Below are 14,018 nucleotides of genomic sequence, written 5' to 3'. Positions count from 1 at the left end.
TGCCCGGGCGTCGCGGGGTATGCTGTGGCCCTGCGTTGTCTCAATCTGAAAGGGGAATGTCGTGTTGGAGCACGTTAACATCGATACGCTCGACCCCGCCTCTACCGTGGTGGTGGCTACGGGAAACATGCACAAGCTGGTGGAGATTGAGGATATCCTGTCCGGCGTGCTGCCGGGGGTGCGGTTCGTGGCGCTCGGTCAGCTGGGGGAGTTCCCCGATCCGGAGGAGACGGGATCCACGTTCCTAGAGAACGCGCTCATCAAGGCCGAGGCTGCGGTCGAGGAGACGGGGCTCTCAGCCATCGCCGACGATTCCGGCCTCGTTGTGGATGCGCTGGACGGCGAACCGGGCGTGTACTCGGCGCGCTACGCCGGGGTGCACGGTGACGATGCGGCGAACAACGCCAAGCTGCTGGAGAAGCTCGCCGGCGTGCCCGATGGGGAGCGGGCGGCGCGCTTCATGAGCGTGATCGCGCTCGTGGATGCATCGGGTGCCGTGCTCACGGGCGAGGGTGCCTGCGAGGGCGTCATCGGGCACGAGGGGCGCGGTGAGCATGGGTTTGGCTACGACCCGCTCTTCCTGCCCAACGATACGCCGGGGCTCACCATGGCCGAGCTGGAGCCGGCGCAGAAGAACGCCATCAGCCACAGGTTCCATGCGCTGCAAGACCTTGCGCGCCAGATCATGCCCGCTGAAGGCGATGCCGCGTGAGGGCCGTGGTCCAGCGCGTATCCGAGGCTGCGGTGCACATCGACGGGGAATCGGTGGGAAGCATCGGCCGCGGCTACCTGGTGCTGCTCGGCGTGAGCGCTGCCGATACCGAGGTGGCGGCGGAGAAGCTCTGGGGCAAGCTCGGGACGCTTCGCATAAACGACGACGAGAACCGCAAGACGAACCTCTCGCTTGCCGACGTGAACGGCGAAGTGCTGGTGGTTTCCCAGTTCACGCTGTACGCGGACTGCCGGCGCGGGCGTCGTCCGAGCTTTACCGCCGCGGGTGATCCGGCGCACGCCGAACGGCTCTACGAGTATTTCGTCAGCTTGGTGCGCGCGGACGTGCCGCATGTGGCAACGGGCCGGTTCGGGGCCGACATGCAGGTGAGCCTGGTCAACGATGGGCCGTTCACCATCGTATTAGACACCGACGAGCTGTAGCGCGCCCGTTTTGCGGGGCTTTGAGCGCCGCTTCGAAATCTAACACTGCACGATCGGCGTTCTATCTCAGCTCTTTGGCTGTGGAGCGTCGGGTGTGCGGCGTTTTCGTATCTCGGCGGGGTAGGGTGCGCGCGGGAGAGCAGCCATTTTGCCGAAGAGTGAAACCCTGCTATACTTATAGGCGTCTATGACTAAGTTAGGCTGATTCTGCCCGTGGAGGCTATGCAGATGGAAGAGCTGGAAGTCAATCATGTTGACGACATTCATAAGAGACTCGCCGAGATGGTTGGTCAGCGCGTGCGCGTGAAGGCCAATATGGGGCGCACCCGCGTGGTCGAGCGCCAGGGCGTGATCAAGAACGTGCATCCCGCCGTGTTCATCGTGGAGGTAGACGAGCGCCGCGGCCGCAAGTCGCGTCAGTCCTACCAGTACGTGGACGTTCTGACCGGCACGGTGGAGCTTTTTGATCCCGAGACCGGCGAGCATCTCTTCAAGCTGCTGGGCAACCAGCTCGAGGAGCACTAGGCCATGCCTGCCAAGTTCATCCTGATTACCGCGCCCGCTAAGATCAACCTGTATCTCGGCGTCCACAACGAGCGCGACGAGGCGGGTTATCATCGCGTTGATTCCGTTATGACGGCAATCGACTTGGTGGATACCATCGCGGTGGCGCCGGCCGACGAGCTCTCGGTGCATATGGTGCCCGAGGCGGATTTTCCCATGGAGGCCAATACGGCGTATAAGGCTGCCGTTGCGATGGGAAAAGTCTTCGACCGCGAGCCGAACTTCGCCATCCTGATCGACAAGCACATTCCCGTGCGCGCCGGATTGGGTGGTCCCTCCACGGATGCTGCTGCTACGATCATGGGCATCTGCCACTATTGGAAGATCGACCCCATGGACCCGCGCATCGAGGCGGTGGCACGCGGCATTGGGGCCGATGTGCCGTTCTTCCTGTACGGGCCGCCGGCGTACCTGTCGGGTCGCGGCGATGCGATGCAGGAGATGTACCGCCCGCTCACGGGTACGGCGGTCGCGCTCGTCAAGCCCCTGGTCGATGGGAGCGGGGTTGCCGCAGCCGAGGCGTACCGGGTGTTCGACGAGTACCCGAGTGAGCCCGCGCCCTTGGAGCCCATGCTCGAGGCGCTGCGCGCGCACGACGAGGAGCGCATCTTCGCCAACGTCGCCAATAACCTGGGCGAGGCTGCCATCCGTATCTCACCCGAGATTGGGACGATCCTTGCATGGATGCGCGAGCAGCCGGACGTGCGCGCGGCCGATGTCTGCGGCAGCGGGTCCACGGTCTTTGCCGTGTGCAACACGCAGATGGCGGCCGAGAAGATCGCCCTCACCGCGTTGAACGAACAGGGATGGTGGGCGCAAGCAGCCAAGATGGAGAAATCGGGACCGTATATCTCTGTTGGCTAGCATTTGCATTCGGAGTCTGCTAAGATAGGCAAGCTTCGGGTTGTGGCTCAGTTTGGTAGAGCACCGCGTTCGGGACGCGGGGGTCGCTGGTTCAAATCCAGTCAACCCGACCATTGTTTGTTGCAGGTCAGAGGGTATCCTCTCTGACCTGTTTTTGTTTTTCCCGCCTACGGTGTGCAAGCGGCCATATTCCGAGAAGCGGTATGTCGCACCCCGGCCGTGTAGAATTTGGCGCCTGTTGTGAGCCGCCACGTCCCGCGCTATACTCAATCGATGTATGCGAACCTCGCGTAGGTCAGATGCCTCAGGGTTCGTGGAAGACGTCTGAGAGGAAAGTCTATGTTCCCTAAGGGTATGGAATGGATCGTCATCCTGATCATCGCGCTGCTGATCTTCGGGCCCAAGAACCTTCCGAAGCTCGGTAAGTCTCTGGGCTCCACCGTCAAGAACATTCGCGAGGGCATGAGCGGCGATGACGACGCGGCTTCCAAGGACGCCGAGGAGACCGTCATCGAGGCCGGCGAGGATGCCGACGATGACGCCGAGATTCACGAGCTCGAGGCCAAGCTGGCTGCCGCCAAGAAGAAGAAGGAAGAGGATTCCAACCCCGTTGAGTCCCACTAGCCTTTGACGGCCCCACCGTTCACGAGCGCAAGGAGTAAATCCTACATGGATGCTAGCCGTATCATTCTGACCCCCGAGGCCCGCGCGAAGTACCAGGAGGAGCTGGTCTGGCGCGAGGGCGAGAAGCAGCAGGAGATCATCGAGGCCCTGCAGGTGGCCCGTGCCTTCGGCGACCTTTCTGAGAACTCCGAGTACGACGCCGCCAAGGACGAGGAGGCCAAGAATGCCTCCCGTATCGCCGAGCTGCGCGCCATCCTGGCGAACGCCAAGGACGCCGATGAGGGCGATGCCGGCATCGTCTCCGTTGGCTCCATCGTCACCCTGGTGGACGGCGACGGCGTTGCGATTGAGGTCACGCTCGTGGGTACGACCGAGACGGACTCGCTCGAGAACAAGATTTCCAACGAGTCGCCGCTGGGCCACGCCATCGTGGGCCGTGGCGAGGGCGAGACCATCGAGTTCCTCACCCCGTCCGGCAAGCGCCGCGCCTACACCATCACGAAGATCTCGCGCTAGTTCAACGCGTCAATCGTGCACGTGCGCTCCCTGACGCCTGCCGGCTTCGGGGAGCTTTTTATTTTTGATATGAGCATCCGAACATGGTAAGGAGCACCACCATGGCAGAGAACCAGACCGCCGACGCGCAGGCCACCTCGGCGGCACCCGCCACGACCGACGAGCGCGCCATGCGCCTGGCCGAGCGTGAGGCCCTCTTCGCAGCCGGCCATAACCCGTATCCCGAGCATTCCGACGTCGAGGACTACGTCCGCGATATCGAGCGCGCCCACGCCGACCTCGCCGATGGCGATACGACCGATCACGTGGTGAAGATCGGCGGTCGCGTGATGGCCAAGCGCGGCCAGGGCAAGATCCAGTTCGTGGTGCTGCGCGACCCGACGGGCGATATCCAGCTCTTCTGCCGCGTGAACGATATGTCCGAGGAAGACTGGGCCACCCTGTCCGGCCTCGATCGCGGCGATATCATCGGCGTGACCGGCACCGTAATCCGCACCAAGCGCGGTCAGCTTTCCGTGGCGCCGAGCCACCTCGCGCTGCTCTCCAAGGCCGTGCGCCCGCTGCCCGAGAAGTTCCACGGCCTCTCCGACAAGGAGATGCGCTATCGCCAGCGCTATGTGGACCTGATCGTGAACGACGACGTTCGCGAGACCTTCCGCAAGCGCTCCGCCATCGTGTCCGAGTTCCGCCGGTACATGGAGGACAACGCCTACATGGAGGTGGAGACGCCGATCCTACAGACCATCCAGGGCGGCGCCACGGCCAAGCCGTTCATCACGCACTTCAACGCGCTGAACCAGGAGAACTACCTGCGTATCGCCACCGAGCTGCACTTGAAGCGCCTGCTTGTGGGCGGCTACGAGCGGGTTTTCGAGATCGGCCGCATCTTCCGCAACGAGGGCATGGACCAGACGCACAATCCCGAGTTCACGACCATGGAGGCGTATCGCGCCTACTCCGACCTCGACGGCATGAAGGAGCTCGCCGAGGGCGTGATCAAGGCCGCGAACGCGCGCGTGAACGATTCCGAGCAGATCGAGTACCAGGGCGTGACCATCGACCTCTCCGGTACCTGGCCGAGCATCTCGATGACCAAGGTCGTCTCGAACGCGTTGGGCGAGGACGTGGATCTGGACACGCCGGTCGAGCACCTGGCCGAGCTGGCCACCAAGAACGGTATCGAGGTCAAACCCGAGTGGACCGCCGGCAAGTTCATCGCCGAGCTCTACGACGAGATCGGAGAGCCGAGCATCGTGAACCCCACCTTCGTGTGCGACTATCCCATCGAGGTCAGCCCGCTCGCCAAGCGCTACGAGGACGACCCGCGCCTTACGCACCGCTTTGAGCTGGTCATCGCCGGGCACGAGTACGCGAACGCCTTCTCCGAGCTGAACGACCCGGTGGACCAGGCCGAGCGCTTTGCCAAGCAGATGGAGGAGAAGGCCGGCGGCGACGACGAGGCCATGGAGTACGATGAAGACTACGTGCGAGCCCTCGAGTACGGCATGCCTCCGGCGGGCGGCATCGGCATCGGCATCGACCGCGTGGTCATGCTGCTCACCAATTCCGCGAGCATCCGTGACGTGCTGCTGTTCCCGCACATGAAGCCCGAGAAGGGGAGCCGTGTCGGCGCCGCCCCGCAGGTTTCCGCGGCCGGTGCGTCCCCGTTCCCCACGCCCAAGGTGCCCGAGGAGATCGAGGTGGACAAGATCCGCATCGAGCCGCTGTTCCAGGACTTCGTGGACTTCGACACCTTCAGCAAGAGCGATTTCCGCGCGGTGAAGGTGAAGGACTGCGTGGCCGTGCCCAAGAGCAAGAAGCTGCTGCAGTTCACGCTGGACGACGGTTCGGGCGAGGACCGCACCATCCTTTCCGGCATCCACGCCTACTATGAGCCGGAGGACCTGGTGGGCAAGACGCTCATCGCCATCACCAATCTTCCCCCGCGCAAGATGATGGGCATTCCTAGCTGCGGCATGATCATCTCCGCCGTGAACGGCTACGGCGAGGACGGTGAGCAGCTGAACGTGCTCATTGTGGACGACCGCATCCCGGCGGGTGCCAAGCTGTACTAGCGCCCGCGCTGCTTGGGCGGCACCGGCATTGCCATGAGGGGGGGGGTATCCGTCGGATGCCCCCTCTTCCATGTTTCTCGTCCGATAACCCCTTATTGCGAATACGTAACTATGGGTACACAGTCGCTCCGTATGAGATAATCCCCATAGTTCATGGTTCGAGAGCAAGGGATTGGGAACATGGCAGAGCCGAACATACTGTTGACCCGTGTCGATAACCGTTTGATCCACGGCCAGGTGGGTGTCACTTGGACCATGACGCTGGGGGCGAACCTGCTGCTCGTGGCTGACGACGACACGGCTGCCAACCCAGTCATGCAGGAGCTGATGGCGACGACGGCCGAGTCGAGCGGTGCCGAGACGCGCTTCTTCACCGTCGAGAAGACCATCCGGGTGATCCACAAGGCCGCCGCGCGTCAGAAGATCTTCATCGTGGTGCCCACGCCCCATGTGGCGCGGCAATTGGTGGAGGGCGGCGTGCCCATCCACGAGCTCAACGTGGGCAACATGCACTATTCCGAGGGGAAGCGCCAGCTGACCAAGAAGGTGTACGTGGACGATCAGGACCTGGCCGACTTCAAGGCGATCGAGAACGCCGGCGTGGACGTCTACATCCAGGACGTGCCGGGCGATCCGCGCTCCAAGATCGACTATTCCAAATAGCTTACGGGCTCGATGCGCCGGCAGACCGGGGAGCGGGGAACGCGAACCGGGACGTGGGCACACCCGAAGGAAATGGGCGCACGTCAGGTGCGCCGGCTTCGGCATGCATCGACGCATGGTCTCCCTACATTTGCGTATCCGCCCGAAGGGGCGATGCGGTCCACGTCCAAACGGGCGTGCGGCAGCGGCTGACAAACAGCAGAAAAAGAAAGGAGCGTGAGGGAACATGGCGATTACGTTGGGACAGGGCGTCGCGCTCGCGGTGATGGCGATCATCTGCGGCATCGACTTCTGGCTCGAGGGCTTCTATATCTTCCGGCCGATCATCGTCGGTACCCTGACCGGCATCATCATCGGGGATGCCCCGCTGGGCATGATGTGCGGCGGTATCACCGAGCTTGCATTTGCAGGTCTGACCCCGGCGGGAGGCACGCAGCCGCCCAACCCGGTGCTGGCGGGCGTGATGGCGACGGTGCTCGCGCACACCACGGGGACCGACGCCAAGGGGGCCATGGCGCTCGCCCTGCCGTTCAGCTTCCTGATGCAATACATCATCCTGTTCTGCTACTCCGCGTTCAGCTTCTTCATGAGGGGCGCCGACGAGGCGGCGGCAAAAGCGGACGTGCACAAGATCAACCTCATCAACATCGAGTGCACCGCGATCATCGCGCTGCTCTACGGCATCGTGGTCTTCCTATGCGCCTTCGTTGCCCAGGACGCCATGAAGGCGCTTGTCGAGGCGATGCCCGCGTGGCTCTCCCACGGCTTCGAGATCGCGGGCGGCATCCTTCCCGCCGTCGGTTTCGCGATGCTGCTCAAGGTGATGCTCAAGAAGGAGTTCATGCCCTTCTTGCTCATCGGCTTTATCATGGCGAGTTTCCTGAACTTCTCGAACCTCCTGCCCGTCGCGGTGATCGGTATCGCGCTGGCGCTGTTCGTGTACACGCAGGATGAGTCGCGCGACGCGGCGGTCAAGAAGGCCCTGGCGGGGATCAAGGTCGCGCAGGAGGAGGATGAGGAAGATGGCATCTAGTGCACCTGACAAGTCCGGCACCCCGGACGCGACGAGCGGTATCTCGGCCGGTACGGGAAAGGCCCTCACGAGCTCAGACGTAACCAAGCTCGGCCTGCGCACGCTGTTCCTGCAGGCAAGCTTCAACTACGAGCGCATGCAGGCCGGCGGCTTCCTGGTCACGCAGCTGCCCGCCTTGCAGAAGATTTACAAGGACGACAAGAAGGGCCTCGCGGCCGCGATGACCGATAACCTCGAGTTCATCAACACGAGTCCGCATATCGTTGCGTTCCTGAACGGCCTGCTCATAGCGATGGAGGAGGCACATGAGGACCGCAAGACCATCAAGGGCCTGAAGCTCGCGCTGTTCGCTCCGCTCGCCGGTATCGGCGACGCGATCTACTGGTTCACGCTCCTGCCGATCGTGGCGGGCGTGTGCTCGTCGATGGCCATGGAGGGCAACCCGGTGGGCCCGCTGCTGTTCTTCGCGGTGTACGTCGCGATCTTCTGCATGCGCATCTTCTGGGTGCACCTGGGCTACGATCTGGGCACCCGTGCGGTCAGCAAGATTCGCGAGGCCTCCGAGAAGGTCGCGAAGGCGGCTACCGTGCTGGGCTGCACCGTCATCGGCGGCCTGATCGCGTCGTACGTGAAGATCTCTGTCGCCTCCCAGATCGTCATCAACAAGGACGTGACCATCAAGCTGCAGGGTGACTTCTTCGACAAGATCCTGCCGAACCTGCTGCCGTTCGGCTACGTGTTCCTGATGTACTACCTGCTGAAGAAGAAGCAGGTGAGTCCGGTCATCCTGATTGTGGTGACCTTCGTGCTCGCCATCGCACTCTCGTTTTTGGGCGTGCTGTAGCTCCCCCGAGCACGCAGGCTGGGACAGCGGTGGTACGGTGGGACCGTTCCGATGCGCTACGTTCCACAACGCTGGCCGGGCAAGGGGACGTCACCTGAAAGTGGTACATTGGGACGGTTCCGATGTACCACTTTTCAGGTGGGAGGATGTATGGGCATCGAGCTCAAGGTCGGCTGCTTTGAGGATGCGGCCGCGGTGCGCCGCGCCGTGTTCATGGACGAGCAGGGCTACGAGGACGAGTTCGAGCCCCTGGATGACGATTCGCGCTGCCTCCATGTGACGCTCTACATAGACGGCGCTCTTGCGGCGTGCGGACGCACCTTCCCCGAGGAGCTGGAGCGCGCTTTCACGCCGGGCAAGCCGCAGTCGCCGGCGTGCGCGCTGGACGAGGTTGCGGGGCCGGGGGAGACCTACATCCTGGGCCGCGTGGCCGTGCTGCCGGCGTGGCGTCGCCGGGGCCTCGCCACGCGTATCACGCAGGCCTGCGAGGACGCCGCGCGCGACGCCGGCGCCAAGCTCATGAAGCTGCACGCGCAGGAGTACGTGCAGGGGCTGTACGGCGCCATGGGCTACGAGGCCATCGCGCCGGTGGATGTTGAGGATGAGGGTCAGCCGCATCGTTGGATGGCCCGGGTGCTGTAGCATGCTGACCATCGGGTGCCACCTGTCCGTATCGCGCGGCTACGAGGCGATGGGACGCGCCGCGCTCTCCATCGCGGCCAACACCTTTGCGTTCTTCACGCGGAATCCGCGCGGCGGCAGCGTGCGCCCGCTCGATGCGGCCGACGCGGCCGCGCTGCAGGCGATCATGGACGAGCATGCCTTTGGCCCGCTCGTGGCCCACGCTCCCTATACGTACAACCTGGCGAGCGCCAAGGAGCATGCGCGCGAGTTCGCTCGGGCGTCCATGGCGGAGGACCTCGAACGCATGGAGGCCCTGCCGGGGAACTACTACAATTTTCATCCGGGTGCGCACGTGGGGCAGGGTGCGGAACGCGGCATCGAGCTCATCGTCGAAGCGCTTTGCGAGGCGATGGTTCCCTCTCTGCACACGACGGTGCTGCTCGAGACCATGGCGGGCAAGGGCACCGAGATCGGCCGCAGCTTTAAGGAGCTCGCGGCGATCATCGACGGCGTGCAGCGGACGCGACCGGACCTTGCTGATCACCTGGGTGTCTGCCTGGATACCTGCCATGTGCACGATGCCGGCTACGACATCGTGCACGACCTGGACGGCGTGCTGGCGGAGTTCGACCGGGTCGTGGGGCTCGATCGCCTGCATGCGGTGCATATCAACGATTCCAAGAACCCGTGTGGAGCGCACAGGGACCGGCACGCGCGGATCGGCGAGGGCTTCATCGGCGCCACGAAAGTGGCGGGCGAGACGACCGGCTCGGACGGGCTGGCCGCCTTCGCGCGTATCGTCAACCACCCGGCCCTGCGCGACCTGCCGTTCATCTTGGAGACGCCGCACGACGACCTCTCCGGCTACGCGCGGGAGATCGCTCTGCTGCGGAGCTTGTGACGGCGGGCCTGCCCGCTCGGCCGCGCCGCCCGTCCGGTAGAACCGCTCGAACAGGCGATCGACAAGAGGAATGCCAGCAGACAGGTGGTGCTGCGTCTGCGCGTGACCTCGCCGGCCATGGGCTCTCCTCCCCGTCTGTTTTCGAAATTCTGCCCCTCCGGTCGCGCCCGGCTCCGGGACACTTCTCCATAAACTTCACGCTTACGCGGCGCCACGATTTCCGGTAGGCTGGGTTTTGAACAAGCTGCACATAAGATCACTCAGTTGCGCCCAAGCGCGTAGCGGCCCCGTGTGCGCGGCCGCAGCCCAAGTCGCCTTCTCGTCGCGTCTTTGCTGCAGAACAGCTTGCCGAATTACGAGCGCAGCCTGCGCGAACCCGTTATTCGGCAACTTTTCCGCATGCGAGAGAGGAAGGCTCCCTTTCTCGCCCGTTTCGTCGAGAAAGGACGATTGATATGCCGCAGAACAAGCGCGAAAGCCTGATTTTCACCTTCATCATGTGCGCCTTGATGGTGTTCTGGATGTCTACCTACAACATCAGCCTGCACCAGGGCGGCTTTACCCCGAGCGTGCTGCTTCAGGCGTGGATCGGCTTCTTGCCGGCGTATGTCTTCGCCATGCTGTGCGATTGGTTCGTGGCGAGCCCGCTTGCCAAGGGCTTCGCGTTTAAGTACCTGGTGACGCCCGGTAAGAGCTCGCCGCGCACCATGGTGCTCGCAGTGTCCAGCTGCATGGTGGTGCCGATGGTCATCATCATGTCGCTCTATGGCGCCTTTGAGGGCGCGCTGCACATGCCCGGCGGCATCGTCGCGTTCCTGCCGATGCTGCCTGCCACCTGGGTGAAGAACATCGGCCTGAACTTCATCATGGCCCTGCCCTGGAACCTGCTGGTGGCCGGTCCCCTTGCCCGCGCGCTGTTCCGTCGCGCCTTTCCGGTGGGGACCGTGCTTGACCGTCCGGTGGGTGCCTAGCGGTGGATGCAACACCCGCTAACCAAGCCGCATCCCCCGACTCGTCTATCGGCTTCACGAAGAGCTCGCTCGGCTTCATGAACCCGAGCGTCTTCCTCGGCCTGCCGTCGAGCTCCTCGGCGCGTGCGCTCCATGCGTTATCATGTACCAACTTTGGGTACACAAGAGCCTTGAACCATACAGAATGGCACGTAAGAGGTAACGTATGTTGGATAGATTTACCGATCGCGCGCGCAAGGTCATGTCGATGGCAAAGGAAGAGGCCATTGCCCTGGGGTCCACCAAGGTGGGCACGGAGCACCTGCTGCTGGCCCTTGCCAAGGAAGACACCGGTATCGCCGGCGAGGCGCTGCGCGAGCTCGATATCACGCACGACGATGTTCTGGGCGAGATGAAGGGTGCTGCTGCGAGCGGGGGAGAGGCGGCTGCTGCCGAGGCTTCCGCCACGCCGGATGACGCGGCCAGCGGGGACGCGCCCGCAGATGCCGCGTCCGCAGACGATGCCGCGTCCAAGCCCGACACGGCCAAGCTCGCCTTCACCCCGGCGGTCATCGCCGTGATGGAGAAGAGCTTCCGCCTGGCGCGCGAGAACAACCAGACCTATGTCTCCACCGAGCACCTGCTGCTGGCCATCGTGGCCGAGGGCGACAACCGCGCGATGGACATCCTCGCCCGCATGGGCGTCTCCGGTGCCTCCATCCGTGAGGCGGTGGAGAAGCTTACTGCCAAGGACCAGGGCCGCAAGCGCCCCATGGCGGGCGCCGGCGCCGGTCGTCCGGGTTCCGGCCTGCCGTTCTTTGGCGGGGCCACGGCGCAGGGCTCCAAGGAGGAGTCGAGCATGCTCAAGCAGTTCGGCGTGAACCTCACCGAGCAGGCGCGCGCGGGCAAGCTCGATCCCGTGATCGGCCGCGAGAAAGAGGTCTCCCGCATGATGGAGATCCTCTCGCGCCGTACCAAGAACAACCCGCTCATCCTGGGTGATCCGGGCGTGGGCAAGACGGCCATCGTGGAGGGCCTGGCGCAGCGCATCGCCGCGGGCAACGTGCCCGAGAACCTGATGAACCAGAATGTCTGGGCGCTCGATTTGCCCGGCTTGGTGGCGGGTGCCAAGTACCGCGGCGAGTTCGAGGAACGTCTGAAGGGCGTGATCGCCGAGGCTACCGAGGCAGACGACATCATCCTCTTTATCGACGAGATGCACACGCTCATCGGCGCGGGCTCCGCTGAGGGCTCCATCGACGCGAGTTCCATGCTCAAGCCGGTGCTCGCGCGCGGTGCCTTCCAGATCATCGGCGCCACCACCGCCGAGGAGTTCCGCAAGTACCTGGCCAAGGATCCGGCGTTCGAGCGCCGCTTCCAGGCCATCGACGTGGAGGAGCCGAGCGTCGAGGACACGGTGAAGATCCTGAACGCGCTGCTGCCGCGCTACGAGGAGCATCATCACGTGCGCTATACGCCGGCCGCCGTGCACGCCGCTGCCAGCCTCTCGGCCCGCTACGTGCAGGACCGTTTCTTGCCCGATAAGGCTATCGACCTCATCGACGAGGCCGGTGCTCGCGCGCGCATCGCGGCGAACCATGCGCCGCAGGAGGTGCGCGATGCCGAGGCGCGGGTTGCCGAGCTCACCGCCGAGGCCGAGGCTGCCGGCGCCGACGACGACATGAACCGTGCCGCCGAGCTCAAGCAGCAGGCCGAGGAGGCCGAGAAGGAGCTTGTTGCCGCGCGCGATGCCTGGAAGGCGGAGATGGACGAGCATCCGCTCACCATCGACGTGCCCCAGATCGCGGACATCGTGTCCGTCACCTCCGGCGTGCCCGTGAGCTCGCTGACCGAGGACGAGAGCCGGCGTCTCCTCCAATGTGAGGACGCGCTCCGCACCCGCATCATCGGCCAGGACGATGCCGTGGCCGCGGTGGCCAAGGCCATCCGCCGCTCGCGCAGTCCGCTCAAGGACCCGCGCCGCCCCGGCGGTTCGTTCATCTTCCTGGGTCCCACCGGCACGGGCAAGACCGAGCTCGCCAAGACGCTCGCCGAGTACCTCTTTGGCAGCAAGGACGCGCTCATCAGCTTCGACATGTCGGAGTACGCGAGCCAGTACGAGGTTTCCAAGCTTATCGGTTCGCCTCCGGGATACGTGGGCCACGAGGAGGGCGGTCAGCTCACCAAGGCCGTGCGCCGGCACCCGTACTCGGTGGTGCTCTTCGACGAGATCGAGAAGGCCCACCCGGATATCTTCAACATCCTGCTGCAGGTGCTCGATGAGGGTCGCTTGACGGATTCCCAGGGCAAGACCGTGGACTTCCGCAACACCGTGATCATCATGACGTCCAACGTGGGCGCGCGCGAGATCGCGCAGGACGCGAGCGTGGGCTTCGGCACCACGGGCGAGGCCGGGCTTACCGCGGACGAGATCAAGTCCCGCGCGATGGGCGAGCTCAAGCGCCTGTTCAGGCCTGAGTTCCTGAACCGCGTGGACGACATCGTGGTGTTCAAGAAGCTCTCGGGAGAGAGCCTTACCAAGATCGCCGAGCTGCTGGTGGACGTTCTGCGCCAGCGCCTCATCGCGAACCACATGAACATCAAGCTCACGGACGCGGCGGTGGAGAAGATCGTGTCCGAGGGCACCGACCTCACCAACGGCGCGCGTCCGCTGCGCCGCGCCATCCAGCGCCTGATCGAGGACCCGCTTTCCGAGGAGCTGCTCGCAGGTGAGTGGACGGACGGCGACACGGTGCTCTGCGACGTGGCGGACGGCAAGTTCGTCTTCAGCCACGGTACGGGCGATATTCCGGCGCCGCGGCCCACGGGCGCGCTCGGCGGGAGCTTCGAGGCTCCGGCCCCGCGCTCGGGTAACGCCGCGCCGCGCCTTGCGGGTGCCGGCAGCGACGTGCAGGTAGGTGCGGGCGCACAGTAGAGGTGCGCCGTTGCAGACAGCTCCCTGAGAGCGATTTGTTCCGGGGCGCGAACCGGGGGAGGGGATTCCCTTCGGCTCGCGCCCTTTTCGTCACTTGCTGGCGCTTGCGCAGGGGACGCGCGTGGTGGCGCAAGGGCCCCCGCGCGCGGTCGTGACGCCGGAACTTCTGTGCGCTGTCTACGAGGCGGACCTCCGTGTGGCCGAAGTCGACGGGGGGGCCTTCGTGCTCGCGGTGTGACGGATTCGTAAGACCAGGCCTTTTCTCGGGCC

14 protein-coding genes and 1 tRNA gene are annotated in these 14,018 nt (G+C 64.4%); all 15 read left to right on the top strand.

Going from position 1 to position 14,018, the window contains the following annotated elements; translation table 11 throughout:
• Positions 1 to 61: 61 nt before the first annotated feature.
• The 15 genes from rdgB to GDJ97_RS07120 all read left to right on the top strand — a co-directional run bounded on the left by rdgB (position 62) and on the right by GDJ97_RS07120 (position 13,748).
• Complete coding sequence (rdgB, locus tag GDJ97_RS07190) at positions 62 to 712, top strand: RdgB/HAM1 family non-canonical purine NTP pyrophosphatase (RefSeq protein WP_226808908.1); 651 nt, start codon at positions 62 to 64, stop codon at positions 710 to 712.
• On the top strand, positions 709 to 1,155 hold the full coding sequence (dtd, locus tag GDJ97_RS07185) for a D-aminoacyl-tRNA deacylase (protein WP_152070619.1): 447 nt from the start codon (positions 709 to 711) through the stop codon (positions 1,153 to 1,155). Before rdgB ends, dtd begins: the two co-directional genes overlap by 4 nt.
• A gap of 228 nt (positions 1,156 to 1,383) precedes the next feature.
• Positions 1,384 to 1,680, top strand: a complete 297-nt coding sequence (locus tag GDJ97_RS07180; RefSeq protein ID WP_152070618.1) for a Veg family protein — start codon at positions 1,384 to 1,386, stop codon at positions 1,678 to 1,680.
• A gap of 3 nt (positions 1,681 to 1,683) precedes the next feature.
• Positions 1,684 to 2,583: a 4-(cytidine 5'-diphospho)-2-C-methyl-D-erythritol kinase gene (gene ispE, locus GDJ97_RS07175; protein ID WP_152070617.1), complete on the top strand. Its 900-nt coding sequence runs from the start codon at positions 1,684 to 1,686 to the stop codon at positions 2,581 to 2,583.
• A 36-nt stretch (positions 2,584 to 2,619) separates the two neighbouring features.
• Positions 2,620 to 2,696 (top strand) — tRNA-Pro (locus GDJ97_RS07170).
• A 226-nt stretch (positions 2,697 to 2,922) separates the two neighbouring features.
• Positions 2,923 to 3,207, top strand: coding sequence for a twin-arginine translocase TatA/TatE family subunit (gene tatA, locus GDJ97_RS07165; protein WP_152070616.1), 285 nt, complete (start codon positions 2,923 to 2,925; stop codon positions 3,205 to 3,207).
• A gap of 45 nt (positions 3,208 to 3,252) precedes the next feature.
• Positions 3,253 to 3,723, top strand: a complete 471-nt coding sequence (locus GDJ97_RS07160; protein ID WP_152070615.1) for a transcription elongation factor GreA — start codon at positions 3,253 to 3,255, stop codon at positions 3,721 to 3,723.
• A 101-nt stretch (positions 3,724 to 3,824) separates the two neighbouring features.
• Positions 3,825 to 5,798: a lysine--tRNA ligase gene (lysS, locus tag GDJ97_RS07155; protein ID WP_152070614.1), complete on the top strand. Its 1,974-nt coding sequence runs from the start codon at positions 3,825 to 3,827 to the stop codon at positions 5,796 to 5,798.
• Positions 5,799 to 5,978: 180 nt separating this feature from the next.
• Positions 5,979 to 6,461, top strand: a complete 483-nt coding sequence (gene agaB / locus GDJ97_RS07150; RefSeq protein WP_152070613.1) for a PTS galactosamine transporter subunit IIB — start codon at positions 5,979 to 5,981, stop codon at positions 6,459 to 6,461.
• Positions 6,462 to 6,687: 226 nt separating this feature from the next.
• On the top strand, positions 6,688 to 7,494 hold the full coding sequence (gene agaC, locus GDJ97_RS07145; RefSeq protein WP_152070612.1) for a PTS galactosamine transporter subunit IIC: 807 nt from the start codon (positions 6,688 to 6,690) through the stop codon (positions 7,492 to 7,494).
• The gene (gene agaD, locus GDJ97_RS07140; protein ID WP_226808907.1) at positions 7,484 to 8,338 is read left to right on the top strand and encodes a PTS galactosamine transporter subunit IID; all 855 of its coding nucleotides are present in this window, start codon (positions 7,484 to 7,486) and stop codon (positions 8,336 to 8,338) included. Before agaC ends, agaD begins: the two co-directional genes overlap by 11 nt.
• Before the next feature lie 150 nt (positions 8,339 to 8,488).
• Positions 8,489 to 8,980 (top strand): GNAT family N-acetyltransferase, encoded by a 492-nt coding sequence (locus tag GDJ97_RS07135; RefSeq protein ID WP_152070610.1) that lies wholly within the window; start codon positions 8,489 to 8,491, stop codon positions 8,978 to 8,980.
• A 1-nt stretch (position 8,981) separates the two neighbouring features.
• Positions 8,982 to 9,863: a deoxyribonuclease IV gene (locus GDJ97_RS07130; RefSeq protein ID WP_152070609.1), complete on the top strand. Its 882-nt coding sequence runs from the start codon at positions 8,982 to 8,984 to the stop codon at positions 9,861 to 9,863.
• 455 nt (positions 9,864 to 10,318) lie between these two features.
• Positions 10,319 to 10,834: a DUF2798 domain-containing protein gene (locus GDJ97_RS07125; protein WP_152070608.1), complete on the top strand. Its 516-nt coding sequence runs from the start codon at positions 10,319 to 10,321 to the stop codon at positions 10,832 to 10,834.
• A gap of 205 nt (positions 10,835 to 11,039) precedes the next feature.
• Positions 11,040 to 13,748 (top strand): ATP-dependent Clp protease ATP-binding subunit, encoded by a 2,709-nt coding sequence (locus tag GDJ97_RS07120; RefSeq protein WP_152070607.1) that lies wholly within the window; start codon positions 11,040 to 11,042, stop codon positions 13,746 to 13,748.
• Positions 13,749 to 14,018 lie beyond the last annotated feature (270 nt).

The organism is Collinsella sp. AK_207A (assembly GCF_902501965.1).
In the GTDB taxonomy this organism is placed as follows: Bacteria; Actinomycetota; Coriobacteriia; order Coriobacteriales; family Coriobacteriaceae; genus Collinsella.
This window is presented reverse-complemented; position numbering and strand designations above follow the sequence as displayed.

What these genes read in the sequence shown, in the direction of transcription:
- GDJ97_RS07180 (WP_152070618.1), top strand. Translation starts at nt 1,384, where the DNA reads ATGGAAGAGCTGGAAGTCAATCATGTTGACGACATTCATAAGAGACTC.
- ispE (WP_152070617.1), top strand. Translation starts at nt 1,684, where the DNA reads ATGCCTGCCAAGTTCATCCTGATTACCGCGCCCGCTAAGATCAACCTG.
- tatA (WP_152070616.1), top strand. Translation starts at nt 2,923, where the DNA reads ATGTTCCCTAAGGGTATGGAATGGATCGTCATCCTGATCATCGCGCTG.
- GDJ97_RS07160 (WP_152070615.1), top strand. Translation starts at nt 3,253, where the DNA reads ATGGATGCTAGCCGTATCATTCTGACCCCCGAGGCCCGCGCGAAGTAC.
- lysS (WP_152070614.1), top strand. Translation starts at nt 3,825, where the DNA reads ATGGCAGAGAACCAGACCGCCGACGCGCAGGCCACCTCGGCGGCACCC.
- agaB (WP_152070613.1), top strand. Translation starts at nt 5,979, where the DNA reads ATGGCAGAGCCGAACATACTGTTGACCCGTGTCGATAACCGTTTGATC.
- agaC (WP_152070612.1), top strand. Translation starts at nt 6,688, where the DNA reads ATGGCGATTACGTTGGGACAGGGCGTCGCGCTCGCGGTGATGGCGATC.
- agaD (WP_226808907.1), top strand. Translation starts at nt 7,484, where the DNA reads ATGGCATCTAGTGCACCTGACAAGTCCGGCACCCCGGACGCGACGAGC.
- GDJ97_RS07135 (WP_152070610.1), top strand. Translation starts at nt 8,489, where the DNA reads ATGGGCATCGAGCTCAAGGTCGGCTGCTTTGAGGATGCGGCCGCGGTG.
- GDJ97_RS07130 (WP_152070609.1), top strand. Translation starts at nt 8,982, where the DNA reads ATGCTGACCATCGGGTGCCACCTGTCCGTATCGCGCGGCTACGAGGCG.
- GDJ97_RS07125 (WP_152070608.1), top strand. Translation starts at nt 10,319, where the DNA reads ATGCCGCAGAACAAGCGCGAAAGCCTGATTTTCACCTTCATCATGTGC.
- GDJ97_RS07120 (WP_152070607.1), top strand. Translation starts at nt 11,040, where the DNA reads ATGTTGGATAGATTTACCGATCGCGCGCGCAAGGTCATGTCGATGGCA.